This is a genomic window from Arthrobacter sp. AG367, from assembly GCF_007828995.1.
Classification (GTDB): domain Bacteria; phylum Actinomycetota; class Actinomycetes; order Actinomycetales; family Micrococcaceae; genus Arthrobacter.
This window is the reverse complement of the sequence record NZ_VIVE01000006.1, coordinates 126,652-152,838: the sequence shown is the minus strand read 5'-3', so window position 1 is coordinate 152,838 and position 26,187 is coordinate 126,652. Positions and strand designations below refer to the sequence as shown.

25 protein-coding genes are annotated in these 26,187 nt (G+C 66.1%); 7 read left to right on the top strand and 18 right to left on the bottom strand.

Annotated elements, in window-relative coordinates:
* The first annotated feature begins 25 nt into the window (after positions 1 to 25).
* Both FB478_RS15830 and FB478_RS15825 read left to right on the top strand, forming a co-directional pair.
* Entirely contained in the window at positions 26 to 574 is a 549-nt protein-coding gene (locus FB478_RS15830) for a YceI family protein (protein ID WP_018768897.1), read from the top strand.
* Between the two features lie 208 nt (positions 575 to 782).
* Positions 783 to 1,634, top strand: coding sequence for a hypothetical protein (locus FB478_RS15825; RefSeq protein WP_018768898.1), 852 nt, complete (start codon positions 783 to 785; stop codon positions 1,632 to 1,634).
* 113 nt (positions 1,635 to 1,747) lie between these two features.
* On the opposite strand, the gene FB478_RS15820 is transcribed toward FB478_RS15825, so the two are convergent.
* Together FB478_RS15820 and FB478_RS15815 are read right to left on the bottom strand one after the other, a co-directional pair.
* Entirely contained in the window at positions 1,748 to 2,452 is a 705-nt protein-coding gene (locus tag FB478_RS15820) for a redox-sensing transcriptional repressor Rex (RefSeq protein WP_018768899.1), read from the bottom strand.
* Positions 2,453 to 2,545: 93 nt separating this feature from the next.
* Entirely contained in the window at positions 2,546 to 2,800 is a 255-nt protein-coding gene (locus tag FB478_RS15815) for a glutaredoxin family protein (protein ID WP_018768900.1), read from the bottom strand.
* Between the two features lie 78 nt (positions 2,801 to 2,878).
* Here FB478_RS15815 and FB478_RS15810 point away from each other — a divergent pair, with 78 nt between their 5' ends.
* On the top strand, positions 2,879 to 3,697 hold the full coding sequence (locus FB478_RS15810; RefSeq protein ID WP_018768901.1) for an HAD family phosphatase: 819 nt from the start codon (positions 2,879 to 2,881) through the stop codon (positions 3,695 to 3,697).
* Positions 3,698 to 3,774: 77 nt separating this feature from the next.
* Here FB478_RS15810 and FB478_RS15805 read toward each other — a convergent pair whose 3' ends face one another.
* The 8 genes from FB478_RS15805 to FB478_RS15770 all read right to left on the bottom strand — a co-directional run bounded on the left by FB478_RS15805 (position 3,775) and on the right by FB478_RS15770 (position 12,095).
* Positions 3,775 to 3,873 (bottom strand): 30S ribosomal protein bS22, encoded by a 99-nt coding sequence (locus FB478_RS15805; RefSeq protein ID WP_003792170.1) that lies wholly within the window; start codon positions 3,871 to 3,873, stop codon positions 3,775 to 3,777.
* Positions 3,874 to 4,024: 151 nt separating this feature from the next.
* Entirely contained in the window at positions 4,025 to 4,237 is a 213-nt protein-coding gene (locus FB478_RS15800) for a helix-turn-helix domain-containing protein (RefSeq protein WP_018768902.1), read from the bottom strand.
* 154 nt (positions 4,238 to 4,391) lie between these two features.
* Positions 4,392 to 5,531, bottom strand: a complete 1,140-nt coding sequence (locus tag FB478_RS15795; protein WP_018768903.1) for a 3-deoxy-7-phosphoheptulonate synthase — start codon at positions 5,529 to 5,531, stop codon at positions 4,392 to 4,394.
* Between the two features lie 315 nt (positions 5,532 to 5,846).
* On the bottom strand, positions 5,847 to 6,866 hold the full coding sequence (locus tag FB478_RS15790) for an acetylxylan esterase (protein WP_134164113.1): 1,020 nt from the start codon (positions 6,864 to 6,866) through the stop codon (positions 5,847 to 5,849).
* Between the two features lie 106 nt (positions 6,867 to 6,972).
* Entirely contained in the window at positions 6,973 to 8,424 is a 1,452-nt protein-coding gene (locus FB478_RS15785; protein ID WP_144601092.1) for a rhamnulokinase family protein, read from the bottom strand.
* Positions 8,421 to 10,457: a bifunctional aldolase/short-chain dehydrogenase gene (locus tag FB478_RS15780; RefSeq protein WP_134164115.1), complete on the bottom strand. Its 2,037-nt coding sequence runs from the start codon at positions 10,455 to 10,457 to the stop codon at positions 8,421 to 8,423. The genes FB478_RS15785 and FB478_RS15780 overlap by 4 nt, the downstream gene beginning before the upstream one ends.
* Positions 10,458 to 10,463: 6 nt before the next feature.
* Positions 10,464 to 11,630: an L-rhamnose isomerase gene (gene rhaI / locus FB478_RS15775; protein WP_144601091.1), complete on the bottom strand. Its 1,167-nt coding sequence runs from the start codon at positions 11,628 to 11,630 to the stop codon at positions 10,464 to 10,466.
* Positions 11,631 to 11,750: 120 nt separating this feature from the next.
* Complete coding sequence (locus FB478_RS15770) at positions 11,751 to 12,095, bottom strand: L-rhamnose mutarotase (RefSeq protein ID WP_018768908.1); 345 nt, start codon at positions 12,093 to 12,095, stop codon at positions 11,751 to 11,753.
* Between the two features lie 150 nt (positions 12,096 to 12,245).
* Between FB478_RS15770 and FB478_RS15765 the strand changes: the two genes are divergently transcribed.
* Positions 12,246 to 13,265 carry a LacI family DNA-binding transcriptional regulator gene (locus FB478_RS15765; RefSeq protein WP_144601090.1) on the top strand — a complete coding sequence of 340 codons (1,020 nt, stop codon included), beginning with the start codon at positions 12,246 to 12,248 and terminating at the stop codon, positions 13,263 to 13,265.
* 17 nt (positions 13,266 to 13,282) lie between these two features.
* Here the strand turns inward: FB478_RS15765 and FB478_RS15760 are convergent, their stop codons facing one another.
* Positions 13,283 to 13,660, bottom strand: a complete 378-nt coding sequence (locus FB478_RS15760; protein ID WP_043424831.1) for an STAS/SEC14 domain-containing protein — start codon at positions 13,658 to 13,660, stop codon at positions 13,283 to 13,285.
* A 314-nt stretch (positions 13,661 to 13,974) separates the two neighbouring features.
* Here FB478_RS15760 and FB478_RS15755 point away from each other — a divergent pair, with 314 nt between their 5' ends.
* Positions 13,975 to 14,532 carry an ABC transporter substrate-binding protein gene (locus FB478_RS15755; protein ID WP_144601089.1) on the top strand — a complete coding sequence of 186 codons (558 nt, stop codon included), beginning with the start codon at positions 13,975 to 13,977 and terminating at the stop codon, positions 14,530 to 14,532.
* A gap of 95 nt (positions 14,533 to 14,627) precedes the next feature.
* Here the strand turns inward: FB478_RS15755 and FB478_RS15750 are convergent, their stop codons facing one another.
* The 6 genes from FB478_RS15750 to FB478_RS15725 form a co-directional block, all read right to left on the bottom strand.
* Complete coding sequence (locus FB478_RS15750) at positions 14,628 to 15,299, bottom strand: DUF1961 family protein (RefSeq protein WP_144601088.1); 672 nt, start codon at positions 15,297 to 15,299, stop codon at positions 14,628 to 14,630.
* Entirely contained in the window at positions 15,300 to 15,995 is a 696-nt protein-coding gene (locus FB478_RS15745; protein WP_144601087.1) for a rhamnogalacturonan acetylesterase, read from the bottom strand.
* Between the two features lie 23 nt (positions 15,996 to 16,018).
* Entirely contained in the window at positions 16,019 to 16,891 is an 873-nt protein-coding gene (locus FB478_RS15740; RefSeq protein ID WP_018768915.1) for a carbohydrate ABC transporter permease, read from the bottom strand.
* Positions 16,892 to 16,893: 2 nt separating this feature from the next.
* On the bottom strand, positions 16,894 to 17,868 hold the full coding sequence (locus tag FB478_RS15735; protein WP_018768916.1) for a sugar ABC transporter permease: 975 nt from the start codon (positions 17,866 to 17,868) through the stop codon (positions 16,894 to 16,896).
* A complete protein-coding gene (locus tag FB478_RS15730; RefSeq protein ID WP_144601086.1) occupies positions 17,869 to 19,398 on the bottom strand; it encodes an extracellular solute-binding protein in 1,530 nt (509 codons plus the stop codon).
* A gap of 124 nt (positions 19,399 to 19,522) precedes the next feature.
* The gene (locus FB478_RS15725; protein ID WP_223992630.1) at positions 19,523 to 20,245 is read right to left on the bottom strand and encodes a YesL family protein; all 723 of its coding nucleotides are present in this window, start codon (positions 20,243 to 20,245) and stop codon (positions 19,523 to 19,525) included.
* Between the two features lie 192 nt (positions 20,246 to 20,437).
* On the opposite strand from FB478_RS15725, the gene FB478_RS15720 reads away from it, so the two are divergent.
* Both FB478_RS15720 and FB478_RS15715 read left to right on the top strand, forming a co-directional pair.
* Positions 20,438 to 21,646: a Gfo/Idh/MocA family protein gene (locus tag FB478_RS15720; RefSeq protein ID WP_144601085.1), complete on the top strand. Its 1,209-nt coding sequence runs from the start codon at positions 20,438 to 20,440 to the stop codon at positions 21,644 to 21,646.
* A complete protein-coding gene (locus tag FB478_RS15715; RefSeq protein WP_186447813.1) occupies positions 21,643 to 24,918 on the top strand; it encodes a family 78 glycoside hydrolase catalytic domain in 3,276 nt (1,091 codons plus the stop codon). The genes FB478_RS15720 and FB478_RS15715 overlap by 4 nt, the downstream gene beginning before the upstream one ends.
* On the opposite strand, the gene FB478_RS15710 is transcribed toward FB478_RS15715, so the two are convergent.
* Complete coding sequence (locus FB478_RS15710; protein ID WP_144601083.1) at positions 24,905 to 26,185, bottom strand: MFS transporter; 1,281 nt, start codon at positions 26,183 to 26,185, stop codon at positions 24,905 to 24,907. The two genes, FB478_RS15715 and FB478_RS15710, sit on opposite strands and share 14 nt — an antisense overlap.
* Between the last annotated feature and the right edge of the window lie 2 nt (positions 26,186 to 26,187).

The window sequence follows — 26,187 nt, the reverse complement described above, 5'->3', positions numbered from 1 at the left end:
ATACACCTTTACAAGGAGCAACATCATGGCACTTCCCGCAGACGTCACCACCGGCACCTGGACCCTGGACAACTCCCACAGCGAGATCGGCTTCACTGTCCGGCACGCCGGCATCAGCAAGGTCCGCGGCCAGTTCAAAGAGGCCGCTGCCACGCTGGACCTGGGCCAGGATGTGGCTGAGTCCAGGATCAACGCCACCATCCAGACCGCCAGCTTCGACTCCGGCGACGCCAACCGCGACGGCCACGTCAAGGGCGAGGACTTCTTCGATGTGGAGAAGTTCCCCGAGATCTCCTTCGTATCCAACGGCCTGGTGGCCAAGGGCAACAGCTACGAGCTCACCGGCGACCTGACCATCAAGGGTGTCACCCGCCCGGTGACCCTGGAAACCGAATTCAACGGTGTTGCCGTTGATCCGTTCGGCAACACCCGCGCCGGCGTCTCCGCCGAGACCACCATCAGCCGCAAGGACTTCGGCCTCACCTGGAACGCCGTCCTGGAAGCCGGCGGCGTGCTGGTCAGCGACAAGGTTGCCATCAACCTCGAACTCGCCTTCATCGCGCCCGCAGCGTAGTTCCGCCCGCCAGGGCACAACCCCGGCACCAGGCCTCCCCGGCCTGGCGCCGGGGTTCCCTGTTTAACGGCAACCACCTGCGCCAATACCCGCTGAATCACCCACAACGCCGCCCGCCGGGGGTACGGTGGACTTAAGCCATGCTGGGGGAAGGCAGAGGACTGATTCCCGGCAGCCTACCCGGATCCCGACCTGCAGAAGGAACGCCATGAGTACTCCTCCCGTCCCGCCCCCGTCGCCCCAAGACCCCAGCAACGACCAGCCGGGGCATGAACAGGCCGGCAGCCCCCAGTCCGGAGACCAGCAGCAGCCCCGCTACGGGCAGAATGCGCCGCAGTATGGCCAAAACGCCCCGCAATATGGGCAGAACGCGCCCCAGTACGGCCAGAACCAGCCGCCGGCAGCGCCGCAGTACGGCCAAAACCAGCCCCAGTACGGCCAGAATGCGCCGCAGGCCCCGGGCTACGGCCAGAACCCGCCGCAGTATGGCGCCCAGTTCGGGCAGAATGCACCCCAGTACGGCCAGCCGCCCTACGGGCAGTCCCCCTACGGCCAGTACCCGTCGGAACAGCCGCAGCCGGCCGGAGGCAACGGCGTCCCGCAGCTGGTGAACATCTCGTTCTGGCTGTTGATCGCGTCGGCAGTGATCTTCGTGATCTCCCTGCTGACCGGGCTGACGCAGCTGGATGATCCGGTGTTCCGGCGGACATTCGAGGACCAGATGGCGGCCGGAGGCGCCAGTGGAGTCACCTATGACGACATTAAGGGGGTCATCGCCGGCACCCTGGTGGTGTTCGCGATCATTGGCGTGGCCCTCTACCTGCTGGTGGCCTTCTTCGTCCGAAAGGGCAAGAACTGGGCCCGCATCCTGGGAACGGTCTTCGCTGCACTGTCCGTCTTCGGACTCTTTGGTCCCCCCAGCTTTGCCACCATCGGAACGCTCCTGGGAATTGCGGCCATCGTGCTGCTCTACCTTCCCGCAGCCGCCCCGTACTTCCGGAAGCAGCAGCCTTTCGCCAACCCCTATTCGGGCGGCTTCGGCAACCCCTACGGGCGGTAGCCACTCCGCCCGCTGACACTGCCCGCGGCCCGGGATGCATCATTCGCATCCCGGGCCACCTGCTTTAACGGGTCCGCCAAAACTTGGGCCGGGGGAAAACTTCCAGGGAAACCCTAGGCCGTCTGCCCGGGCGTCTGGGCCCGCTGGGCGTGGTAGGCCAGGATCTGGAGTTCAGTGGCCATGTCCACCTTGCGAAGATTGACCCCTTCGGGAACCTGCAGCATCACGGGTGCAAAGCTCAGCACGCTGCGCACGCCTGCCGCCACCACACGGTCGCAAACGCCCTGCGCGACGGCCGCGGGAAGGGCCAGGACCACCATGTTGGCCCCGGTGCGGTGCAGGACGGTCTCCAGGTCTGCCACGTCGCTGACGCGCAGCCATCCCACCTCGTTGCCCACCACCATCTGGTCTGCGTCGAAGATGGCCACCACATCGAACCCGCGCGACTCAAAGCCGCCGTAGCGTGCCAGCGCCTTGCCCAAGTTGCCGGCGCCCACAATGGCCACTTTCCAGTCGTGGGTCAGTCCGAGCGCGGCGGCGATGTGGCGGCTGAGGTACTGCACCTCATAACCGACGCCCCTGGTGCCATAGGACCCCACATGGGACAGGTCCTTGCGGAGGGTTGAAGAACTGACGCCGGAGGCTTCTGCCAGGGATTCGGAGGAAACGCGCTCCACGCCCTCGGAGAGCAATGTGTTCAGGGCACGGAGGTAGATGGTGAGCCGGGCCACGGCGGCAGGAGGTATCTGCTTGGTCAGTGCGCCCGTGGCATCCGGAAGGTCCGGGACAGACTGGGGCGAAGAACCCAGGGATGTCACCCGCACCTCCCTTGCGTCGCGTTGTGAGTCCACTCTAGGTCCCTGCCGCTCATGCCTTCAAAACCAGGACCATCAGAAACTGCCGCCACTTCCCTACCGGCCCATGGCGCGCTGCAGCACGCGTGCCAGCCGGACCTCGTCGATCTTCCAGAAGTCGCGCTGCACGCCGTCCACCAGGACCACCGGGATCTCTTCGGCGTAGCGCTCCCGCAGTTCAGGCTGGTTGTCCACCAGCTCTTCGCTCCAGGTAAGGCCCAATGAGGCAGTGACCCGGCCGACGGCGTCGCGCGCCTCCTCACAAAGGTGGCAGTCAGCTTTGGTGACCAGGACGACGCGGGGTGTAGCCATGGCTTAACGGTATCGCCGTTCCCGGCGTGAGGCTGACGCCGACGGCGGCGGGCCAGTGGATTGACTAGACTCAACTCCATGCCCCAGGAGAAATACGTCGCCGTAGTCACACGGCCGGTTGCTGCGCCGCAGCCCGGCGAGGCGGCGTTCTTCGATGTGGACAACACCCTGATGCGGGGTGCCAGCCTGTTCCATGTGGCCCGCAAGATGCACCAGCGGGGAGCCTTCACCCTGAGGCAGGCGGCGGGTATGGCCTGGAAGCAGTTCAAGTTTGTGGCCCGCGGCGAGAACATGGACGATGTCCATGCCGTCCGGGACTCGGCCCTGACCCTGGCCGTGGGCATCAGTGTGGATGACATCAAGGCGCTGGGCGAAGAAGTCTATGACGAGATGATCGCGTCCCGGATCTGGCCCGGCACCAAAGCGCTGGCGCAACAGCACCTGAGGGTGGGCCGCCGCGTCTGGCTGGTGACAGCCACCCCCATCGAAGTGGCCACCGTAATCTCCACCCGGCTGGGACTGACCGGAGCCCTGGGGACCGTGGGGGAGGTCTCGGACGGCCTGTACACCGGGCGGCTGGTGGGAGACATCCTGCACGGCTCGGCCAAGGCCGTGGCCGTGCAGGCCATCGCCGACGATGAGGGCCTGGACCTCAAGCGCTGCTGGGCCTACAGCGACTCCTACAACGACGTCCCGCTGCTGTCGCTGGTGGGCCATCCGGTGGCCATCAATCCGGACGCCAGGCTGCGACGCCACGCCCGCGACCGCAACTGGCCGGTTTACGATTTCCGCGCAGGCCGCCGTGCCGCGACATTGGGACTCAAGGCGGCCACCTTCGGCGGGGCCATCTACGGCCTCTGGAAGGGCTTCGCCCGCATCCGCGGCCCGCGGGCATAATTCTTACCTCTTGCCGGTAAACGAAATGCCCGCCGCCTTGGAAGGCGACGGGCATTTCCACGCTGCTTGAAGTATCGCTACTTCTTGTTGCGGCGCTGGTGACGGGTCTTGCGAAGCAGCTTGCGGTGCTTCTTCTTGGCCATACGCTTGCGACGCTTCTTAATAACTGAACCCACGAAAGTTCCTTACAAACTAGATGCAGTACCTGTCTGATGGAGAATGTCCGTGGACAAAGCTACGAACTGAACAACTGACAGATTCTTACAATGACGTAAAACGTTCCTTAACAGGGTACCGCTTATCGGGAGCCGCTCAGGACAGGCAGCCTCAGGCGGTTTCGGTGTGGCCTTCCACGACAGCACCCCTGAGGTACTGTTCGACGGCGTTTTCGGGGACCCGGTAGGAGCGGCCGAAGCGCACCGCCGGCATTTCGCCGGAGTGGACCAGCCGGTAAACAGTCATTTTGGAGACCCGCATGACCTCGGCTACTTCAGCCACGGTCAGGAACTTCGCGTTGGAGAAGTTCTGTTCTGCCGACATTTCCCTATTTTCCTTTGCTGACGGATGGACAACAGTGACCCCAGGTACGTGCCAATGCGGTGTTACGATGCTGAGCCATCCACCAACCACCTAAAAAGATACTCTAGATGTTCATGTGGCAGATGTGAAAGTAGTGCTTCCCCTATTTCAGCCCCTAATCTGACTGCCGCCGCTTCCGTGCCGATGCCGCCAGCTGCTCAAGGACGGACGCGGAAACGTCCCAGTCCATGCACGCATCCGTGACGCTTTGCCCGTACACCAGCTCCGCGCGTCCGGCCGCGTGCTCGGCAACATCCAGGTTTTGCGCGCCGCCCACCAGGAAGCTTTCCAGCATCACGCCGGCCACGGCCCGCGCGGCAGCCCCGCCCTGCTCCAGCTGCGCGCCAATCTCCAGGGCCACCTCAGCCTGCCGGTGGTGGCTCTTGCCGCTGTTGGCATGGCTGGCATCCACGATCAGCCGCGGGTTCAGCCCCTTGCCTGCCAGTTCACCGGAGGCGCGTTCCACATCGGCCGCTGAGTAGTTGGGTCCCTTGCGGCCGCCGCGCAGGATCACGTGGGTGTCCGGGTTTCCAGCCGTTGCCACCAGCGCAGCCCGGCCGTCGCCGTCGATCCCCAGGAAGGCCTGCGCCGCCGCCGCGGCACCGCATGCATCGATGGCCACCTGGAGGCCGCCGTCGGTCCCGTTCTTGAAGCCGATGGGCATGGACAGCCCGGAGGCGAGCTGCCGGTGGATCTGGCTCTCGGTGGTGCGGGCACCGATGGCACCCCATGAGATCAGGTCCGCCATGTACTGGGGGCTGATCGGTTCCAGGAACTCCGTTGCCGTGGGGAGGCCCAGCGCGGTGACCTGCTGCAGGAACAGCCGGGCGGTGCGGAGGCCGGTGACCATGTCATGGGTGCCGTCCAGCCGTGGATCGTTGATCAGGCCCTTCCAGCCCACGGTGGTGCGCGGCTTTTCGAAGTACGTCCGCATGACGATCAGCAGGTCTTCCTTGTGCTTCTCCGCCTGGCTGACCAGCCGGCGGGCGTATTCCAGCCCTGCCTTGGGGTCGTGGATGGAGCAGGGACCCACGATGACCAGCAGGCGGTCGTCCACGCCGTCCATGATGGCGCGCACTTCATCGCGGCCGCGTTCGACGACGGCAGCGGCCCGGGCGTCCAGCGGCAGTTCCGCGAGGAGGTCGGAAGGAGTGGGCAGCGGAGTGAACTCGCTGACGCGCAGGTTGGACGTGGACTTGGTGTCGCTGGCGCGCTGGTTTGAGGTGGTTTGTGCCGGTGCTGTTGCGGTGCTCATGTTCGGGTCCTGTTCCAGATGGGAAGCGGGCCCGGATTTCAGAACCCGCCGGAGAAACGGCGAAGGGCAGAGAATAATCTCTGCCCTGTTGGCTCTGAAGGAATGCTGGATGCGTGTCAGTTAGACGCGGGCCCCTCCAGAGCCAACGAAAAATACGCATACCAACGGTTAGTCATGGAAAAGACCATAAACCCGGGCCGCCGCGGGAGCAAAATCAGCTTCCGTCACATTCCATCCCGGGCTTGTTCGCGGATCCGGACGCACAAGGTGCGGATCCGCGAACAAGCTTAGGCTTTACCGGCCCGCTGCCCGGGCTCAGCCGAGGAGTTTGCGGAGGTACTGGAGCTGCCGGATCCAGTGATGTTCCTGGCCGCCTTCATGGTTGTTGAACCGGTACACCTCGATCTCCTTGTCCGCCCCGCTGGCGGAGGAGGCGCCCGATCCGGAACCGTAGGCGTTGAAGCTGGCGAAAACGGTGGACGGCGGGCAGATGTCGTCCATCAGCGCCGCGGAGTACAGTGCCGGGGCGGTGGCGCGGCGGGCCAGGTTGACGCCGTCGAAGTAGTTGAGGACGGCAAGGGTGGACTCATAGCGGTCCCGGTGGCGTGCCAGGAACTGGGCAATCTCCGGGTACGGCCCGCGCGGGGTGATGTCGATGGCGCGGGGAAAGTCCTGGAGGAAGGGGACGTCGGGCAGCGCGGCGATGACGCCGTCGAGCCGTCCCGCGGTAAGCCCTGCCGTGGCCACCACCAGGCCGCCGCCCTGGCTGACTCCGGCCAGCACCACCTTGGACGGATCGACCGCGGGGTGGGCCTGGGCCGCCTCCACCGCCCGGAAGGCATCCACGTAGACCCGGCGGTAGTAGTAGTCCTCCCGGGCCGCGATGCCCCGGGTCATCAGGCCTGCGTGCGCCACATCCCCCGCCGAGGGGTGGGGATCCGCGGTGTGGCCCAGGGTGCCGCCGTACCCCTGGCCGCGGGTGTCCATGATGAAGTGCGCGTACCCGGCCTGCGCCCAGCGCGTGTCCTGGTTGACCAGGCCGCGGCCACCGGAATAGCCGATGTAGTTCACCACCACCGGTAGCCGGGCCCCCTCGTCCCGGTTGGCGGGAAGGTGCAGCCAGCCCTTGACCGGTGCCCCGCCGAAGCCGGCGAACGTGACGTCGAAGGTGTCGATCAGTGCCAGGTAGTTCTCCACCGGCTCAAACGCGGGGTTCAACGGGAAGGCACGGGCCTCCGCCAGGGTGGCATCCCAGAACGCATCCAGGTCTTCCGGCGGGGTGACGTCGGAGGTGTAGCTGCGGAGCTGGGCCAGGGGTAGGTCGAAGAGGGGCATCGTTGTCCGTCCTGCTTTCGGTTGTTGGCGCCCCAGCGGGACGCTCCTCTATTTCTAGCGCACGATGACGGCATCCTGCCGCCTGGGCCTGTGGACACCCAGGAGTTCAATTCCTGGCGGCGTTCAGTGTCAGCTCCTGGGGTTCGTACCGTCGAAGGTCCGTTCCGGCGGCGATGATTCCGCGCAGGAGTGGCAGGCCCCCGGTGGCAGCCCCGGCGGCGCGGGCCTGGATGAGCACGTTTCCCAGGGCGGTGGCTTCGACCGGACCTGCGATGACCGGGCGGCCGGTGGCGTTGGCGGTGAGCTGGCAGAGCAGGGTGTTCTGCGAGCCGCCGCCCACCACGTGCACCACGTCCACCTCACGGCCTGCCAGGCGTTCGGCCGTGGTGATGGTCCTGGCATAAGCAGCTGCGAGGCTGTCCATGATGCAGCGGGTGATCGCCGCGGGCTCGTTGGGCAGGACGTCCCCGGTTCGCCGGACTGCTGCCCGGATGCGCTCGGGCATATCGCCCGGGGCGATGAAGTAGGGGTCGTCGGCGTTGACCTGGGGACCGCCGGCAGGCAGGGCTGCGGCAGCGGAGAGCAGCGCGGCCAGGTCAGGCTGGAAACCCTCGCCCGCCCAGGTCCGCTGGCACTCGCTCAGGAGCCAGAGTCCGCCCACGTTGCGCAGGTAGCGGATGGTGCCGTCCACGCCGCGTTCGTTGGTGAAGTTCGCTTCCCGGCTGGCCTCGGTCAGGACGGGCTGCTGCAGCTCCAGCCCCACCAGGGACCAGGTGCCGGAGGAGATGTAGGCAAAGTTTTCGCCCTGCGCTGGGACTGCGGCGACGGCGGACGCAGTGTCGTGCGAACCTACCGCCACCACCGTGGTTTCACGCGGCAGTCCCAGGGCCGCGGCGATGTCCGGCAGGAGGTACCCGTAGGGTTCCCCGGGCTGGATCAGCGGCGGGAACAGGTCCTTCCGCAGCCCGAGGGCGGTGAAGAAATCGGTGGCCCACTCCCCCGCGACGGCATCGAACAGCCCTGTGGTGGAGGCGTTGGTGGCCTCGGTCCGGCGCACCCCGGTGAGCAGGAACGCGATCAGGTCCGGGATCAACAGGGCCTTCAGCCCGGCCAGGTTACGCTCGGCGGCCAGCTGGTAGATGGTGTTGAACTGGAGGAACTGCAGCCCGGTGGTCCGGTAGAGCCGTGCAGGGTCCAGCTTGGCGTGCACCGGCGCGACGGCGGCCCTGCTCCGGTCATCGCGGTAGCTGAAGGGCTGTGCCACCAGCTCGCCGGCCTTGTTCACCAGGCCGTAATCCACGGCCCACGTGTCGATGCCGATGCTGGCAATTGTTTCGCCCTGCGCCGCCGCCGCCGTAGCCGCGGCGCGGAGGCCCGCAAGGACCTCCGCGAACAGGGCGTCGAACTCCCAGCGGAGGCCGCCGTCGAGCTCCACTACACCGTTGGGGAACCGGTGGACGGTCTCCAGCGATACCCCCGAGTCCGGGGAGACCCGGCCCAGCATGACCCGCCCGGAGGAGGCACCGATGTCGACGGCGGCAATCACAGCCGCACTCATCGGAGGAAGGCTGCGGCTACTCCGGCGTCCACGGGGATGTGCAGGCCGGTGGTGTGGGACAGTTCGTTGCTGGTGAGGACGGCGGCCGCGTTGGCTACGTGCTCGGGCAGGACTTCACGTTTGAGCAGTGTGCGCTGGGCGTAGTATTCGCCCAGTTTCTCCTCGTCAACGCCATAGACCGCTGCGCGCTTGGCGCCCCAGCCGCCGGCGAAGATGCCGGAGCCGCGGACCACGCCGTCGGGGTTGATGCCGTTGACGCGGATGCCGTGCTCCCCCAGTTCGGCCGCGAGGAGCCGGACCTGGTGGGCCTGGTCTGCTTTGGTGGCGGAGTAGGCGATGTTGTTGGGGCCGGCGAACACGGAGTTCTTGGAGGAGATGTAGATGATGTCCCCGCCCAGGCCCTGGGCGATCATCACCCTGGCGGCGGCCTTGGCCACCAGGAAGGAGCCCTTGGCCATGACGTTGTGCTGCAGGTCCCAGTCTTTTTCGGTGGTTTCCAGCAGCGGCTTGGAGATGGACAGTCCGGCGTTGTTGACTACCAGGTCCACGCCGCCGAAGGCCAGCACGGCGGCGTCGATCGCCGCGGCGACCTGGGCTTCGTCGGTGACGTCGGCCTGGACGCCGACCGCGACATCCGGGCCGCCGAGTTCCTCAGCGACCTTCTGCGCGTTCTCCAGGTTCAGGTCGGCGATGACCACGCACGCGCCTTCCGCGGCGAGGCGCTTGGCGATGGCCTTGCCGATCCCGGATGCCGCGCCGGTCACCAGCGCAATGCGGGTGGCGTGCGACTTGGGCTTGGGCATCCGGGCCAACTTGGCTTCCTCCAGCGCCCAGTATTCGATCCGGAACTTCTCGGATTCCTCGATGGGTGCGTAGGTGGAGATGGCCTCGGCGCCGCGCATGACGTTGATGGCATTGATGTAGAACTCGCCGGCAACCCGGGCGGTCTGTTTGTTGGCACCGAAGGAGAACATCCCCACGCCGGGCACGAGCACGATGGCCGGGTCGGCGCCGCGCAGCGCCGGCGAATCGGCATCCGCGTGGCGGTCGTAGTAGGCCTGGTAGTCCTCGCGGTAGCCGGCGTGGAGCTCCTGCAGCCGGGCAATCGAATCCTCAATGGAGGCGTCGGCCGGAAGGTCCAGGATCAGCGGCTTGACCTTGGTGCGCAGGAAGTGGTCCGGGCAGGAGGTGCCCAGGGCGCCCAGGCGCGGGTGCTCGGCGGCTTCGAGGAAGTCCAGGACGACGGCGTCGTCACTGAAGTGCCCCAGCTGCGGCTTGTCCGTGGAGGCCAGGCCGCGGATCACAGGCGCCAGGGCTGCGGCCTTGGCGCGGCGCTCAGCTTCTGGCAAGGCCGCATATCCGGGCAGCTTGGCGCCGAAGGGCTCGGCCGTGCCGTTCTCTGCGATGTACTTTTCGGCCTGTTCGATGATCCACAAGGAATTGGCTTCCGCTTCTTCGCTGGTAGCGCCCCAGGCGGTGATGCCGTGGCCGCCCAGGATGGTGCCGATGGCCTGCGGGTTGGCGTCCTTGATGGCGGCGATGTCCAAGCCCAGCTGGAATCCGGGACGGCGCCAGGGAACCCAGACCACCTTGTTGCCGAAGATCTTGGTGGTCAGTGCTTCCCCGTCAACGGCGGTGGCAATGGCGATGCCGGAGTCCGGGTGCAGGTGATCCACATGCGCGGCGTCCACCAAACCATGCATCGCCGTATCGATCGACGGAGCGGCGCCGCCCTTGCCGTGCAGGCAATAATCGAAAGCCGCCACCATCTCGTCTTCACGCTCAACACCCGGGTACACGTTCTTCAGGGCGGTCAACCGGTCCAACCGGAGCACCGCCAGGTTCTGTGCCTTCAGCGTGCCCAGGTCACCACCGGAACCCTTGACCCACAAAAGCTGTACATCCTCGCCCGTGACCGGGTCCTTCTCCGTGCCCTTGGCGGAGGTGTTGCCACCGGCGAAGTTGGTGTTCCGTTTGTCCGCACCCAGGCGGTTGGAACGGGAAATCAGGTCTTCAACAGTCTTGTTGCTCATGGCTGGTTATGCGCCCCATCCGGCTTGCTGGCCGCCAAGGCGGTCCTCGTTGATCTGTTTCTGGTAGCCGCTGGCCTTGAAGGCAGCGATCGGGTCCGCGGGCAGGCCGCGGGATTCACGCCACTCGGCAAGGACCGGGCGGACGTCGGTGTAGAACGCATCGTTGAAGATGCCGTTGGCGGCCAGCACATCGCCGGCGCGCTGCGCCTCGGCCAGCGCCGCGGTGTCCACCAGCAGGGCGCGGGCGGTCATTTCCTGGACGTTCAGGACGGAACGGATCTGGCCAGGAATCTTCTCCTCCAGGTTGTGGCACTGGTCCAGCATGAGGGCCACACCGGAATCCTTGCCGAAGCCGCCACCGCGGATCACCTCGCACATGATGCGGAAGAGCTGGAACGGGTCCGCAGCACCCACGATCAGGTCGTCGTCGGCATAGAAGCGCGAGTTGAAGTCGAAGGAACCCAGCTTGCCCAGGCGCAGCAGCTGCATCACGATGAACTCGATGTTGGTGCCCGGCGCGTGGTGGCCGGTGTCGAGGCAGACAAACGCCTTCTCACCCAGGGCCAGGGTCTGGGCGTAGGAAGTGCCCCAGTCCGGAACATCGGTGTGGTAGAAAGCCGGCTCAAAGAACTTGTACTCCAGTACCAGCCGCTGCCCATCCCCCAGGGCCGCGTAGATTTCCTGCAGGGACTCGGCCAGCCGGTCCTGGCGGCCGCGCATGTCGTCCTGGCCCGGGTAGTTGGTGCCGTCCGCCAGCCAGATCTTCAAGTCCTTCGAACCCGTGGCGTGCATGATGTCGATGCAGTCCAGGTGGTGGTCAATGGCCCGGCGGCGGACCGACTCGTTGGAGGAGGTCAGTGAACCGAATTTGTACTCATCATCCTGAAAGGTGTTGGAGTTGATGGTGCCCAGCCCCACCCCCAGTCCGGCGGCGTAATCCTTCAGTGCGGAGTAGTCGTCCACCTTGTCCCACGGGATATGCAGGGCCACGGTGGGAGCCAGCCCGGTCAACTCGTGGACCTTCGCGGCGTCGGCCAGCTTTTCCTGGACCGTCCGCGGCGTACCGGGTGTGCCAAACACCTTGAACCGCGTGCCTGAATTTCCATAAGCCCACGATGGGACCTCGATGGCAAGCTCCCCGAGCCTGCCCAGCGCCTTTGCTACGTCATTCATGATGGTTCTTTCCGGTGTCTGAGCGTCTGTCTGATGCGTTGTGGATGGGTGCCCCGCTGCTGGAGCCGTGCTGGTGGTGGTGCCCGACGGATTCGACGGCGGGCTGCCTGCTTCAGCCCGTCAGCCCGCCGAGGGCTGTGCGGCCAACTGGCTGTCAAGGTTGAAAACTTCTTCCAGGACCTGGAACCCTTCGTCGGGCGCCTGGCCGGAATCTGCAAAGAGGGTTGCCATTTCCGCCTGCCAACGGGCGTTGACTTCGGTCAGGGCCATGCGGGCGCGGACGGCGTCAAAGTCGTCGCACTCCACGTAGCCCACCAGGAGGCCGTCCTCCGCCAGGAAGAGGGAGTAGTTATGCCATCCCGCTTCCTTGAGCGCATGCAGCATCTCCGGCCACACCGCGGCGTGCCGGCGACGGTATTCATCGATCAGCGCCGGCTGCACCGAGGAACGGAAGCACACCCTCATTGGGACTCCTTTTTCAAACGTTGATCTTTGAATCGTTTCATTAATACGATTCAAAGTACTCTTGGACTTGAGCAGCTGTCAAGCAATGACAGGAACTTTTGATCTCCCGCACGGAACCTCCTGCAGCGGGCAAGTCAGCACGGAGAATCGATGAACCGCACAGCCAGTATCAAGGACGTGGCCAACCATGCAAGCGTGGCCGTGGGGACGGTGTCGAACGTCCTGAATTATCCGGACCGGGTGTCGGCACGGACCAAGGAACGGGTCCTGCGCGCCATCGATGAACTTGGCTTTGTCCGAAACGACGCCGCCCGGCAACTCCGCGCGGGCCACAGCCGCACCATCGGACTCATTGTCCTGGACGTCGGCAACCCCTTCTTCACCTCCGTGGTCCGCGCCGCCGAGGACGCCGCCGCACTGCAGGGAAGCGCCGTCCTGCTGGGCGACAGCGGCCACAACGCCGGCCGGGAGGCCAATTACATCGACCTCTTCCAGGAGCAGCGTGTCCAGGGCCTGTTGATTTCGCCGGTGGGGGACATCACGGAGCGGCTGGACCTCCTCCGCGAGCGCGGGGTGCCCACGGTGCTGGTGGACCGGCTGGCTGACGAATCAAAGTTCAGTTCAGTCGCTGTGGATGACGACGCCGGCGGGTACCTCGCAGCCCGGCACCTGCTGGACACCGGCCGCCGCCGGCTCGCCTTCGTTGGCGGCCCCACCTCCATCCGGCAGGTGGCGGACCGCCTCCAGGGTGCCCGGCGGGCCGTGAAGGAGGAGCCGGACGCCACGCTGGAGGTGCTGGATTCAAAGGGGCAGACGGTCCTTGCGGGACGCAGCGTGGGCGACATGCTGGTGCAGCGCGGCCGGGCGGAACTGCCGGACGGGATCTTCTGCGCCAACGATCTTCTGGCCCTGGGTGTCATGCAGTCACTGACCATGACGCACACGTTCCGCATTCCTGAGGACGTAGCCTTGATCGGCTACGACGACATCGATTTTGCCGTCTCCGCCGTGGTGCCGCTCTCCTCCATCCGCCAGCCCACCGAGCTGCTGGGCCGGACAGCCATCGAGCTGCTGGCCGAGGAAGTGGAGTCCCAGAACCCCGTCCACCGGTCAGTGGTCTTCACGCCTGAGCTTGTCATCCGGCAGAGCACGGCACCGACCGCCGGCTGACAACCCCACCGGCCAGGCTAGTTTCCGCCCTGCTGCAGCCACTTCATGGACTCATCCCGCGAAGTGAAAAAGCGGGTGGGGCAGGGTGGAATATGGACTCCCAGGAAGAAGTTGGCGATGATCCGGTCCACCGGACTTGCCCCGAGCAGCGCGATGCGGTTGGCCGCACATGGAATGGAGAAGACCGACCGCGCATCCCTGCTGACGGCCTCCGTGGTGGCCATATCCACCAGCATGGGGTAGCTGCCATCCCCGGCTATCCGGTTCACCGTCGCCATGGCCGCCTGCGCATCCTGGAGTTCTATCCGGACACGAGGTTCCCAAATGAGATGGATGATGCCATCGGTGCGCAATTCCACGGTGCCCTTGCCACCGTCGACCGTTACGGGCTCCATGACGCCGCCTCCCTCCAGTGGGCAGTTGCTGAACCCCTCTATCTTGCCCCACGCATGGACAGCCAGGCGCGCGCCACTCCCCGGACCACGGGCCTGCCCTCCGGCGGGCTTGACTGATCAGCATGCTTACTAATAGGTTGGTCGACGTGCCCGTGGCCTGGATCACCAGTCAAACGCCACGTGTCGCGGCCCGTCGAGGCTGCATTTGAAATGAACTGCATTTGAAATAAACAGTTCCGCCGGGGTTCTCCATGGGGGCGGAGCCTCGGAGGATTCATTGCGCCGCCACCCGGCGCTGAAAGGATTTACCGAAAATGCGAACCAAGGTCTCAGCTTCAATCACCGCTCTCGCCCTCTCCGGCGCCATGCTCTTTGGCATGGCAGGCCCGGCCACGGCAGCAGCACCCGCGGCTCCTTCTGCCGCCTCCCAGTCATCAAAGGTTGCCGGCGTTACGGGCACCATCAACCAGACCATCGAGGGCGTAGGCAGCTTTGCGGGCTCCTTCACTCCCACCGGCTTCGATGCCCAGGACGGCCAGCTCATGGTGACCGGCCTGGTGCAGGGCACCTTCACCGACCTCGCCGGCAAGGCCACCCAGGTGAACCAGACGGTAACCACAACCGCCGCTGCTGCACCCACCACCATGGCCGGCGGTGGCGGCTGCGACGTGGTGAACCTTGTCCTCGGCCCGCTTCACCTCGATGTCCTGGGACTCAACGTCGACCTGAACCAGGTGGTATTGGACATCGTGGCGCAGTCCGGCGCAGGCAAGCTGGTGGGCAACCTCCTGTGCGCCATCACCGGACTCCTGGACGGCGGGACCGGCCTGAGCGGCCTGGCCAACCTGCTCAACCGGGTCCTGGGACTGTAGTCTGCCAGCACTCCAACAACCAGGTATTGCCAAGAGCGGGCGGCCCTTCGAGGCCGTCCGCTTTTGCGCTGTCCCCCCAAGTTTTTGCGCTGTCCCTAAAGCCTCTCCACCACCAGGTTCCGGTAGGCAGCCCGGAGCGGAGCCATCTGCCGGAAGCCGATCCGGCCGCCGCCAAGCACCCTTCCCGAGGGATCGTCCCACTCAAAAAGGAGCAGGCCGTTGATGGAGAATGCCACCCGGGGCCCGTCCTTCACCACCTCCAGCCGGTAGAAGCCGGCGGCATCCTCCGCGGGCGGCAACGGGTCCGCACCCTGCGCCACCAGCTCAAATCCCGCGCTCTTGCGCAGGTTGCAGGTACGGAAGGCACGCTCGGACGGGTGCTTGTGCCGGAAGTAGGAGACGTGCAGGGTGTTGATGTCGCCGGAGTGGTACTGGGGATAGAAGCCCGTCCGGGTCGCAAGGGCCGGGCTGAACAGGTCCAGCCCGGCCTGTCCTGTGGCTGCAAAGAACAGCATGGCCAAGCCGGGCTCCGCGAGCGGCCGGAAGTCCCAGCTGATGCGGATGCCGTCCGGGAAGTCCCGGGGGCACCAGACCGTCCAATGCGCGTGGTCGCCGAACTCCTGGTCGTCCAGTGCGCCGGACAGCTCCAGGGCTCCTTCATGGCTCCCCATCCGCAGCGGCCCTTCCGCCACCCAACCGGCCACGTCATCCGGTCCTGCCAGCGGGTTGCTGTAGAGGATGCCCGTCTCCAAGCCCGTCGTGCCCACCTAGCCGCGTCCCGCCGTCGTACTTAACTCTTTGGAGCCGGCCGCGCCGTATCCCAGCGAACCAAGCTGCCGGGCCACTTCCCCCGCCACCAACGCAGCCCCGGACTGGGAAAAATGGGTGTTGTCCGCCAGGCCGCCAGGCCAATGTGCGTGCTCCCCGGGCCCGAAGTGGCAAAAGAGCTCCCGGGATCTGTCCGGCCCCAGCCGGCGGTACAGGCGCCGGGTCCAGGCGTTCAGGTCCACGACGGGGACCGCCAGCTCCAGGCCGAGTTCGCGGACCACCTCCGGATAGTCCTTCAGGCTTTCCGCCAGGACAGCGTCCGACGACGGCGCGTCCAGGAAGTGCCGCCGCTCCACGGAGGTGCACAGCACCGCAGCCGCGCCCCGGTCCCGGACCTCCCCCACCATGGCGCGCAGGTTGGCCGCGTAGCCGGTCCGGGCGGCCAGGTGCTGCTTCTTCTGGTCGTTGTGGCCGAACTGGATGAGCACCGCGTCGCCTTCACCGGCCTCCGCCAGCAGCGCCGCCCACAGCCCGTCATCGCGGAAGGACTCCGTGCTGGCCCCGCCCTTGGCGAAGTTGTGGACCGCTCCCCACCTGTACGTGAGCGGAGGCAGGTGTGCACCCCAGCCGCTCATGGGGAACTCATGGGTGGGACAGTTGGCCACGGTGGAATCTCCGGCCAGCAGGATCTTCATGGTGTCTTTCCTCAACGGGCGGATCAGCCTTTCACGGAACCGATGAGCATGCCCTTGGCGAAGTGCTTTTGCAGGAACGGATAGAAAATAAGGATGGGCAAAGTAGCCACGACGATCACGGCGAACTTGATGCCCTGTTCCGGCGGAATGTAGTTGGGGTCCACGTTGCCGGTTCCCAGCAGGTCCGAGGCGGCGGTGACCTGGCGGAGGTACATCTGGAGCGTCCACTTGGAGTTGTCGCTGAGGTAGAGCAGGGGCGACATGAAGTCATTCCAGATGCCCACGGCGTAGAACAGCGCGAACGTTGCCAGAACCGGTTTGGACAGCGGCAGCAGGATCCGCCAGAGAATCCCAATCTCGGTGGCGCCGTCCATCTTGGCTGATTCCTCAAGCTCCGCGGGGAGTTCCTGGAAGAAGTTCTTGATAATGATCAGGCTGAACGGGTTGATGGCCGCGGGCAGGATCAGGGCCCAGTAGGTGTTGAGCAGGCCCAGGTCCTTGACCAGCAGGAAGGTAGGGATCATGCCGCCGGAGAAGACCATTGCGAAAACCACCAGGGACAGGATGACGTTCCTGCCGCGGAGGGTTTTCTTGGCCAGCGGGTAGGCCATGGTCACGGTGAAGGCCAGCTGGACCAGGGTGCCCACCGCGGTGACCAGGATGGTGGTCACCAGAGCGCGGATGAACGCCGGGGTGGCAAAGATGTATTCGTAGGAGCCCAGGGTGAACTGCTCCGGCCACACGAAAAAGGCCCGGCGGGTGATCTCGGCTTCGTTGGCGAAGGACCCGGCGAAGACGTAGACGAACGGCAACAGCGTGATGATGCCGATCAGGGACAGGAAGACGTAGTTGACGGCATCGAAGACGCGGCCGCCGCGGGTGTTGTGGATTTTCATGGCTAGAACAGTCCGCTCTGGTTGAATCGCTTGGCCAGGGCGTTGGTGCCGAAGATCAGCAAAATGCCCACCAGGGATTTGAACAGGCCCACCGCGGTGGAGTAGCTGTAGGCACCCTGGGTGATGCCCACGAAGTAGACGTAGGTGTCAAAGACATCCGCCACTTCCCGGTTCAGGGCATTGGTCATCAGGTAGATCTGCTCGAAGCCCGTGTTGAGCATCTGCCCGATGGCCAGGATCAGCATCACGATGATCGTGGAACGGATCGCGGGAAGGGTGATGTGCCAGACCCGCCGAAACCGGCCGGCGCCGTCGATGATCGCCGCCTCATACTGGTCCTGGTCCACGGTGGACAGAGCCGCCAGGAAGATGATGGTCCCCCAGCCCGTGTTTTTCCAGATTTCCTGCAGCACGATCAGGGGCCGGAACCACGCGGGGTCGGACAGGAAATCAATGTGGGTGCCCAGGACGTTGTTCAGGAGCTGGAACAGCGGGCCAATATCCAACGCGAACAGCAGGAAACTCAGCGATGCCACGATGGTCCAGGACAGGAAGTGCGGGATATACACCAGCGTCTGGACCGTACGCTTCAGGATGGACAGCCGGACCTCGTTGAGCAGCAGCGCCAGGATGATGGTCAGCGGGAAGGCCACGCCCAGGTTCAGGAAGGCCAGGATCAGGGTGTTGCCCAGCAGCCGGGGAAAGTCGGGGTTCGCGAAGAAGTCCTCGAAGTTCCGGAACCCCACCCAGGGGCTGCCGTTCACGCCAAGGAACGGGACGTAATCCTTGAACGCGATGGACACCCCGTACATGGGGGCGTAGCGGAACACCGCGAAGTACACCACACCGGGCAGGAGCAGCAGGTACAGCCACTTGTAGTGGGCGAAATGGACAGAGAACCTGCCCCCGGTCCGGGGAGCGGTGGCATTCCCGCGCGTCTGCTCCCCGGCGAGGGTGTCAATGACAGGGGCTGCCATTTACTTGTTGTCCTGCCACAGCTTGTTGATCTCTTCCTTGACCTTGTTGCCGCCGCTGGTGCCCCACAGCTTGATGGCGTCCTTGAGGCCCTGCTCATCGATCTGGCCGGCGAGGTACTTGATGCGCGCATCGGCCACAATGTTGTCCAGCTGCGCACCCTTGGCAACGTAGGTTTCTGAGACGTAGGGGGCGGCCGGGTTGTAGACGGCGCTCTTCAAGTCTTCCGCCATCACTTCGGTGCGCTTGTCGAACACCTGCTGCTCGTAGTCGGTGGGCTGCTTGACCGGGTAGAACTGGTTGCCCGCCACATTCATGCCAAGCTGCGCGTAGCTCTTGATATCGGTGGTCACAGCCTTGCCCTCAGCGGTCTCGGGCTTGATGGTGGCCGCTTTGCCGTCCTCCACCGTGAAGTTCACGCCTTCGATGCCGTTGTTCAGCAGGACGGCCACGTCCTTGCCGTTCATGGTGTTCAGGAACTGCAGGACCTTGTCCAGCTCGGCCTCGCTCTTGACACTGGCCTTGGGAATGGCCAGGAATCCTGAGTAGCCGTCGGTGGGGTGCGCGTGCAGTTCGCCGTCGGGTCCTTCGAGGTTGCCCACGAAGCCCACCTTGTTCTGGAAGTTGTTGGGGTCTGCCTGCTTGAACAGGTTGATCAGCACGCTCACCCGGGAATCGACGTCGACAATGATGCCGCCCTTTCCGTTGAAGAACGGTTCGTTCCACTTGGTGCTGTCAAAGGTGGCGAAGTCCGGGTTGATGAGTTTTTCGTCCACCATCTTCTTGATGAACCGGTCCGCCTCGAGGAATTCGTCCGTTTCGAAGCTGGGGATGAGTTTCCCGTCCCGCTCCGTCCAGCGGTTCCCCGCGCCGTACCACTCCTCAATCACGTCGTAGGGGCTGTTGGTGCCCAGCGCACCCCACTTAGGGATGGTGATGCCGTAGGTGTCGTTCTGGCCGTTGCCGTCCGGGTCCTGTTCGGTGAAGGCCTTGGCCACCTTGTACAGGTCCTCCACGGTCTTGGGCGGCTGGAGACCCAGCTTGTCCAGCCAGTCCTGCCGGAACATGACGGCCGTACGCATGGGGGCGCGGCCCCGGAATACCCCAAAGACCTTGCCGTTGACGCTGGCGTTCTTCTGGATGTCCGGAAGAGTTGTCTTGAGGTTGGGGTACTTGTCCAGCTTGTCCGTGAGGTCCCAGAAGGCGCCGGCCTGGGCGTTCTTCACAAAGCCGGGTGTCTTGCCCTGGATCACCATGACCTGCGGGATGTCGGATCCGGCCAGCGTGATGTTGGTCTTGTCCTCATAGGAGGCGTTGGGGGCCCAGTTGATCTTGACCTGTTTGCCGGTCAGTTCTTCCAGCTTCTTCTGGACCGCGCCGTCCGCTGCTGGCGGCTGCGCCTCCAGGAACGGGGCCATGATGGAGACCGAGGTGAGGTCCGCAGCGGGAGTGTTGCTCCCGCTGCAGGCCGTGAGACTCAGTGCCGTGGCGGTGACGACGGCGGCGGCCAGGGAAAGTTTCCTGCGGATCATATTCTTCCTTTTCCACTTCGTTGGGGTACTTGGGGGTTGTTCCGCCCCTTGTTGATACGTTTCAGTCACATGTCCGGGCAGGTCTGGGCCACATCAATGCAAGCGGCCGGCTGCCCGGGGGAAGTCAGGCAGTCGAGGCCTGCTGGAGGGCTGGCGGGACGGCTGGTTCCGCCACAGCTGCTACGGCCGCGTCATTGGCGGTGAAGAAGCGGTCACACAACCAGCCGGTGAGGTAGAGCCAGACGCCGATACTGAAGAACGGGATCAGGCCCGGAAGGCTGCCGCTGGCGTAAACCACCGCGGCCGAAACAAAGAGCAGGATCACCGTTCCCGCCAGGTGCCGCACCGCAAACCGGGAGGACACCAGGAGGTACTGCGCCATTGGGAGCTCATACCGCGCATACATGGGGAACACGTAGCAGGCGGCACCGGCCACGAAGATCGCCGCAACGAAAATGCCGGCCGCCATGAGCTGCGAAAAGAGGCCTGCGCCCCGGGAGAAGTAGTTCCAGTTCAGGACAAGCGCCGCTGCGATGGCCATGACCGGGAGTGAAAGCATGTTCGCCCTGGGGAAGCTCCGGAAGTATGCGGCGGTGAAGCCACGCAGCAGAGGAGCGGCGTCCCCAGCGGCCCGCTTGCGCACCGCAATCTGGGCGGCGGCAGTAGCCGGTCCAGCACCGAAGACCCCCAGACCCAGAACGGTGAAGGCGATCCACAGCAGATTGAGGCAGGCTATCCATACGAGCGTGTCAAAAAATGAGTAGGCGCGCGCACTCAAGGTTCCGGACAGCATGCCGCAATCCCCCTTCTCCATCGTTGCAGAGGCGAAGCGGAAAGTGGTCCGCATCACGCCAGTAATCGGTTCCTCGAAAATCTAGCCCCCCCTCCACACCCGGGTCAAGCGGAATTTTGAATCGTTACATAGCTGGACGGGGGACGCCTGCATACCGCACACTAAAAGGTGGAAAGCGCTTGCTGGACTGCTGCGCACCTCGATGCTGGTACCCGCAGGCCGGTGCCCGGGCAGAACGGAGAACCATTGGGAACAGCAACGGAAGCCGCCGGCGGCGGCGCCGGGACAGTCGCCGCACCTGCTGCGGCAAGGATTGCCCTGGTGGGGGTGCACGGCTTTGGCACCCATCACCTTCGGAACCTCGAACGCCTCCAGGCGGCCGGGAGCGTTGAACTGGTGGCCGTGGCGGACCCGCAGCCGCCGGCACCCGGCGCCGTCCCGCCGTCGGCCGCTGTTTACCAGGGGCTCGATGACCTCCTCGAGGCGACCCGGGACCTGGACCTGATCATTGTGGCTACGCCCATCCAGACCCATGCCCCGCTGGCCCTGGCCGCCCTCTCAACGGACGCTGAGCTGTACCTGGAGAAGCCTCCCGTGGCCTCCCTCGTGGACTTCAACCGGCTGTGTTCGGCGGCATCGCAACCGCGCCGGGAGGTACAAATCGGCTTTCAAAGCCTCGGCTCGCACGCCCTGAAAGCCATCGAAGAACTGGTTGCCGCCGGAACCATCGGAACCCTGGAAGGCATCTCCGCCACCGGCCGCTGGGTGCGGGACAAGGCCTACTTCAAGCGCTCCGGCTGGGCGGGAAAACGGAGCATCAATGGGGTGGACGTGGTGGATGGTGTTGCCACCAATCCACTTGCGCACGCCGTGGCAACCGCGCTGCGGATTGCCGGGGCGCGCACCACCGCGGACCTCGCTTCCGTGGAGACCGACCTGTACCGTGCCAACGACATCGAGTCGGATGACACGTCCTTGATCCGGATCCGCACCGCTACGGGCCTGCCGATCACCTGCGCCCTGACCATCTGCGCGTCGGAATCCGTGGAGCCCTATGTCACCCTTCAGGGCTCGGCCGGCAGTGCGGTGTTCCACTACACCGAGGACCGGCTCACCATAGAGACGGCGTCCGGGCGCACGGAGGAGACCTACGGCCGCGACGACCTGACGGAGAACCTCCTGGCCCACCGGGCCCACGGCGTTCCGCTGATCAGCAGCCTGGTGGACAGCGGGGCGTTCATGCTGGTGCTTGAGGCCGTCAGGACAGCACCGCGTCCCGTTCCCATCGATCCAGCGCATGTCCGGTGGGAAGGCGAAGGCGATGCAGCCCATGCCGTGGTGGTTGGCATCGAGGACGCCCTGGAGCGCGCGGGCCGGCAGCATGCCACGTTCAGTGAGCTTGGCCTCCCCTGGGCTGCCGCCAAACCAACTTCCTTCGAAATCCCGGCTTCATGAGGGGCGTGGAGGAAGCCCCAGACCGCGAGGCCGCAGCGATTTCGGAAGACGCAGGGCAGCTCCACGCCATCAACCTCCTGACGGACGGGCTTGCCTCGTGCCTGACCGCCGCACTGTCACCTCAGTTCAGCTGGCAGCTGGGGCAGGACGACGACGGCGATCCCGCCCTTGCGCGGCAGACCGGCTACGAGCTTGAGGTCCAGGATGCCCCGGGCGCCGTGCTGTGGAACTCGGGGCAGGTGCCGGCCTCCTCCCAGCGTGGGGTTCCGTACGGCGGTTCCCGCCTTGACGAGGACACCGACTACGCCTGGCGCGTGCGCATCCGGGACGCCACCGGTGTCCCCGGTCCCTGGTCCGCCCTCCAGCCCTTCAGCACCGGCCTCACGGACAGTTCGTGGCGGGCCGGCTGGATGGGACGGGCCCCGGGTGGACGGGCCCCGCTGGAAGTGCTCGACCACGCACTCCGGGTGGCAGGTTCCCCCTTCCTCCCTGTTCCCTGCCCTGCGCTGCCCAGCTTCCGGCTTGAGGCCCGGGTACGCCCCGTGATGGGCCGGGCCGGCCTGCTCCTGCGCAGCAGCTGCCCCGGAACCGGCCTGCTGCTGGAACTGGGTGCCACGGGGGAAGTGGTGCTCCGCCACGCCCCGGCATGGGAGATCCCCTCCCCCGCGGCTCCGGAGACGGCATTAATAGCCAGCGCCCAGGCCACCAACGCGGCGTCCGGCGGCGCCTGGCGGAACCTTGCGGTCAGCGATGATGGCCGGATCATCCGCGTCGCCGTGGACGGCGCCGAACTGCTGGCGGTTGACCTCCCTGTTGACGAAGGCGGCGCAGCCATGCTTGCGCTGCACCAGGGCCCGCGGAGCCAGGCCGAGTACGCCTCCCTGCGCGTCGCCGGGACGGCCGGTGGACGCGAAAACCTGCTGCTGGACCACCGTTTCGACACGGACGCTGACCAGGCCCTGGCATGCCTGGCGCACTGGCCCCGAACCACCCTTCACCGCCAGCCGGATGAGTGGACCCTGTTCCGGACCACCTTCACACTCGGCGGGACCGTGCGGCGTGCCCGGCTCTACGCCGCAGCCCACCATCACGCCCAGTTCTCCGTGGCAGGAACGCACTGCCTCAGCACCACCTCGTTCGGCTACCCCGGCGAGGGCTATTACGACGCCGCCGACCTTACGGAGCTCCTCGCCGGACACCCCACGGACACGCCCGTGCCGGTGACGGCCCTGCTTCACTGGTACGGCCCGGGCCAAGGCCGCGCCGCCGGCATCCCCGGCCTCCTGATCCGGCTCACCGTGGACTACGACGACGGGCGCCGGGAAATCCTTACCTCGGGCCCTGGCTGGTCCGCCGGCGAGGCGCCGTACCGCCAGGCCGGCTACCGCAACGACGAGGGCGATCCCGTCGAGCACCTCGACGGACAGGCAGCCGCGTCCCTTGACGCGGCTTTTGACCTGCCGCCCGCCATCCCCATTGCCGGCCACCCGTCGTCGGACTTTCCCCGGCTGCACCCCCGCAGGACCTTCCTTGCCGGCGGGTTCGTGGCGCCACGGCAGTTCCTGACGGCCGACGACGGCACAATGGTTGCCGACTTTGGCCAGGTCATCGCCGCGCGGCCGGAGGTGGACTTCCTGGACGGGGTGCCCGGGCGCACCGTGATGCTCCGGGCCGGCTACGTCCTGCGCCCCGATGGCAGGGTGGACGCCGGGAAGACCGCCAGCCAGAACACCGACATGTCCTTCCCCTACACCCAGGCTTCCGGGCCCCAGCAGTACCGGGCCTCAGTGCATCTGGGCTTCCGCTACCTGGAGCTTCCCGGCGTGGATGCCGCGGAAGTCTCACGCGTTGGCGCCGCCATCGTCCATGCCAGCCACCCCGCCGAGGGCAGCTTCAGCAGTTCGGACCCAACCCTGGACGCGGTGTTCGGCCTGCTCCGCGATTCTGCGCTGCATGGCATCCAGGAACAGTTCGTGGACACTCCCACCCGGGAAAAAGGCCAGTTCCTGGCCGACGCCGCGAACATTTCCTATGCCACCATGGCGTTGTTCGGCGAACACGCCTATACGGCGCAGGCGCTCCGGGAGTTCGCCTGGTCAGCCTGCCGCTATTGGCATGACGGGGAGGAGAAGGGGCGCTACAACGCTGTCTATCCCAACGGCGACGGGAAGCGCGACATCCCCGATTTCTCCCTGATGCTGCCGGAATGGGCGGAGGAGTATCACCTGCGCACGGGTGACCTTGCCCTGGTCCGGGAGTTGCTGCCGCACCTGCGCGACACGGCCGACTATGCGCTCCGGTACATTCCGGCGGAGGGCCCGACGGCGGGACTGGTCACCAGGCTGGGCGGCGGCTCCGGACCCTACCTGCACGGCATCGTCGACTGGCCGGCGCCCGGCCGGTTCGGCTACGACATGGACTGCGCGGCTAAAACCACCGTCAACGCCCAGGCCTACTCGGCCCTGGTGTCCACCGCCCGGCTCTGCGGCGCGGCCGGCGAACGGGACGCGGCGGCCCACTATGCCGGCATGGCCCGCACCCTGGCCGGCGCGATCCGCAGCCGGCTGCGCGTTGGCGGGGTGATGGTGGACGGGCTCCACGAGGACGGGACACCCAGTTCCCACGCTTCCCAGCACGCCACGTCCTTCCCGCTGTCGCTCGGCATCACTGACCCCGCCTATGCTGCTGCGGATGCCGCCCGGATTGCCGGAATGGGAATGCGGCAGGGACCCATGACGGTCCACCGGCTGGTCCGCGCGCTGGTGGACCAGGGCATGACGGACGCCGTGCTGGACCTGCTCACCGGCGAGGGGCAGCCCGGCTGGGCACGGCTCCTGGACCGCGGGGCCACCTTCACGTGGGAGGCGTGGGACCTGGTTGACGGCAGCGACTACAGCCAGTCGCATGCCTGGTCCGCGTCCGTGCTCAAGGAGATCCTTGAGCACCTGCTCGGCATCCGGTACGCCGTGGCCGGCGGCACCGAAGTAGTGGTCGAACCACCGCTCTGCCGGCTGGAGCATGCCCGCGGCAGCGTCCCTACCGGCAACGGATACGTTCAGGCCGGCTGGCACCGGCGCGGCGGCCTGGTGGAACTGGAATGCACCATTCCACCCGGAACCACGGCAATCGTCCGGCTGCCCGACGGCGCCTACGGGGTGAAGGGGCCCTCCGCGGATGCCGTCGTCGTACCTTCCGTCCCGTTGCTCGCAGCGGCCGGCGCCGCCAGGGAATTCCGCGTGCACACCGGCACCTGGACGTTTACGGCCCGGTAGTTGCCACGGGAGGACGGGTGCGCCGCCCGTGCCGCCAGAGCAGGAAGCCGATGACCACGGCGGACAGCATGCCCAGGCAGCCGGTGACCACCAGCCCGGCCCGGACACCGAACTGCTCGGTCAGCCAGCCGGCCAGGAGGCCGCCGCAGGCATGCCCGCCCAGCAGGAGCGGCAAATACAGGGCCATCACCCGGCCGCGGATAGCGGGACCGGCTTCGAGCTGGACGGCCGTGGCGGCGGAGGTCAGGAACAGCAGCGTCATCACACCCACCACCAGCAGCATCGCCACGAACAGCACCAGGGTGGGCATGAGCGCGGCCACCAGCTGGGACAACCCGAAGAGGGCCGCCGCGGCCACGATGCCCTTTCGGCCCATGCTGCCCAGCCGTGCCGCCAGGAGTGCGCCTGCCAGTGCGCCCAAGGCGCTGACCGTGTTGAACAGGCCAAAGCCTTCCACCCCGTTGTGCCACACCCGCTCGGCAAAGGCGGCAAGGACCACCGGCCCGTTCATGCCAAAGGCGCCCAGCAGCCCGGCCAACACAATAAGGAGCAGCAGGCGCGGCCTCTCCCGGACATACCGGAAGCCGGCAAGGACCTGGCCCCGGCCCCTTTCGGCCGGTGCGCCGGGGTGCAGTTCGTGCAACCGGATGCCGGCAATCAGGCCGAGCACCACAACCCCGATCAACGCATTCAAAGCGAACGCGGCCGCCGGTCCTGCCTGCGCAATCACGATGCCGCCCAGCGCAGGCCCGGCCATGGCGCCCAGTTGGGACAGGGCGTTGTTGAGTCCGATCGCCGGGCGCAGGGCGGCGTCGCCCACCACTTCATTGACGAAGACCTGCCTGGTGGGCTGGTCCACTGCGGCGGTGACGCCCAGGGCGATACAGCTGCCGTAGACCACCCAGACGGTCAGGGTGCCGCTTGCCGCCCATGCCGCCAGCCCAAGGCCCAGGAGCACGATGACGGACTGGCACACCATCATGATCCGGCGCTTGGGGAAGAGGTCCACCACCAGTCCGGCCAGCGGGCCCACCACCAGCATGGGCAGGAACTGCAGGGCGACGGCGGCCCCCACCGCCGCGGGGCTTCCGGTCAGCTGCAGCACCAGCCAGTCCTGCGCCAGCCGCTGCATCCACACGCCAAGGCTCCCGGCCAGCTGCATGGCCAGGAACAGACGGTAATTGTGTTGGCTGAGGGGGTGGTACCAGCGGGCCCGGGTGGTACCGGGACTGGGGGCGGTTCCGGAACGGGTTCGTCGGGAAGGCACAG

Coding starts and splice junctions, on each gene's coding strand:
- FB478_RS15830 (WP_018768897.1), top strand. CDS start 26: ATGGCACTTCCCGCAGACGTCACCACCGGCACCTGGACCCTGGACAAC.
- FB478_RS15825 (WP_018768898.1), top strand. CDS start 783: ATGAGTACTCCTCCCGTCCCGCCCCCGTCGCCCCAAGACCCCAGCAAC.
- FB478_RS15815 (WP_018768900.1), bottom strand. CDS start 2,800: ATGGCTACACCCCGCGTCGTCCTGGTCACCAAAGCTGACTGCCACCTT.
- FB478_RS15810 (WP_018768901.1), top strand. CDS start 2,879: ATGCCCCAGGAGAAATACGTCGCCGTAGTCACACGGCCGGTTGCTGCG.
- FB478_RS15800 (WP_018768902.1), bottom strand. CDS start 4,237: ATGTCGGCAGAACAGAACTTCTCCAACGCGAAGTTCCTGACCGTGGCT.
- FB478_RS15795 (WP_018768903.1), bottom strand. CDS start 5,531: ATGAGCACCGCAACAGCACCGGCACAAACCACCTCAAACCAGCGCGCC.
- FB478_RS15790 (WP_134164113.1), bottom strand. CDS start 6,866: ATGCCCCTCTTCGACCTACCCCTGGCCCAGCTCCGCAGCTACACCTCC.
- FB478_RS15785 (WP_144601092.1), bottom strand. CDS start 8,424: ATGAGTGCGGCTGTGATTGCCGCCGTCGACATCGGTGCCTCCTCCGGG.
- FB478_RS15780 (WP_134164115.1), bottom strand. CDS start 10,457: ATGAGCAACAAGACTGTTGAAGACCTGATTTCCCGTTCCAACCGCCTG.
- rhaI (WP_144601091.1), bottom strand. CDS start 11,630: ATGAATGACGTAGCAAAGGCGCTGGGCAGGCTCGGGGAGCTTGCCATC.
- FB478_RS15770 (WP_018768908.1), bottom strand. CDS start 12,095: ATGAGGGTGTGCTTCCGTTCCTCGGTGCAGCCGGCGCTGATCGATGAA.
- FB478_RS15765 (WP_144601090.1), top strand. CDS start 12,246: ATGAACCGCACAGCCAGTATCAAGGACGTGGCCAACCATGCAAGCGTG.
- FB478_RS15760 (WP_043424831.1), bottom strand. CDS start 13,660: ATGGAGCCCGTAACGGTCGACGGTGGCAAGGGCACCGTGGAATTGCGC.
- FB478_RS15755 (WP_144601089.1), top strand. CDS start 13,975: ATGCGAACCAAGGTCTCAGCTTCAATCACCGCTCTCGCCCTCTCCGGC.
- FB478_RS15745 (WP_144601087.1), bottom strand. CDS start 15,995: ATGAAGATCCTGCTGGCCGGAGATTCCACCGTGGCCAACTGTCCCACC.
- FB478_RS15740 (WP_018768915.1), bottom strand. CDS start 16,891: ATGAAAATCCACAACACCCGCGGCGGCCGCGTCTTCGATGCCGTCAAC.
- FB478_RS15735 (WP_018768916.1), bottom strand. CDS start 17,868: ATGGCAGCCCCTGTCATTGACACCCTCGCCGGGGAGCAGACGCGCGGG.
- FB478_RS15730 (WP_144601086.1), bottom strand. CDS start 19,398: ATGATCCGCAGGAAACTTTCCCTGGCCGCCGCCGTCGTCACCGCCACG.
- FB478_RS15725 (WP_223992630.1), bottom strand. CDS start 20,245: ATGCGGACCACTTTCCGCTTCGCCTCTGCAACGATGGAGAAGGGGGAT.
- FB478_RS15715 (WP_186447813.1), top strand. CDS start 21,643: ATGAGGGGCGTGGAGGAAGCCCCAGACCGCGAGGCCGCAGCGATTTCG.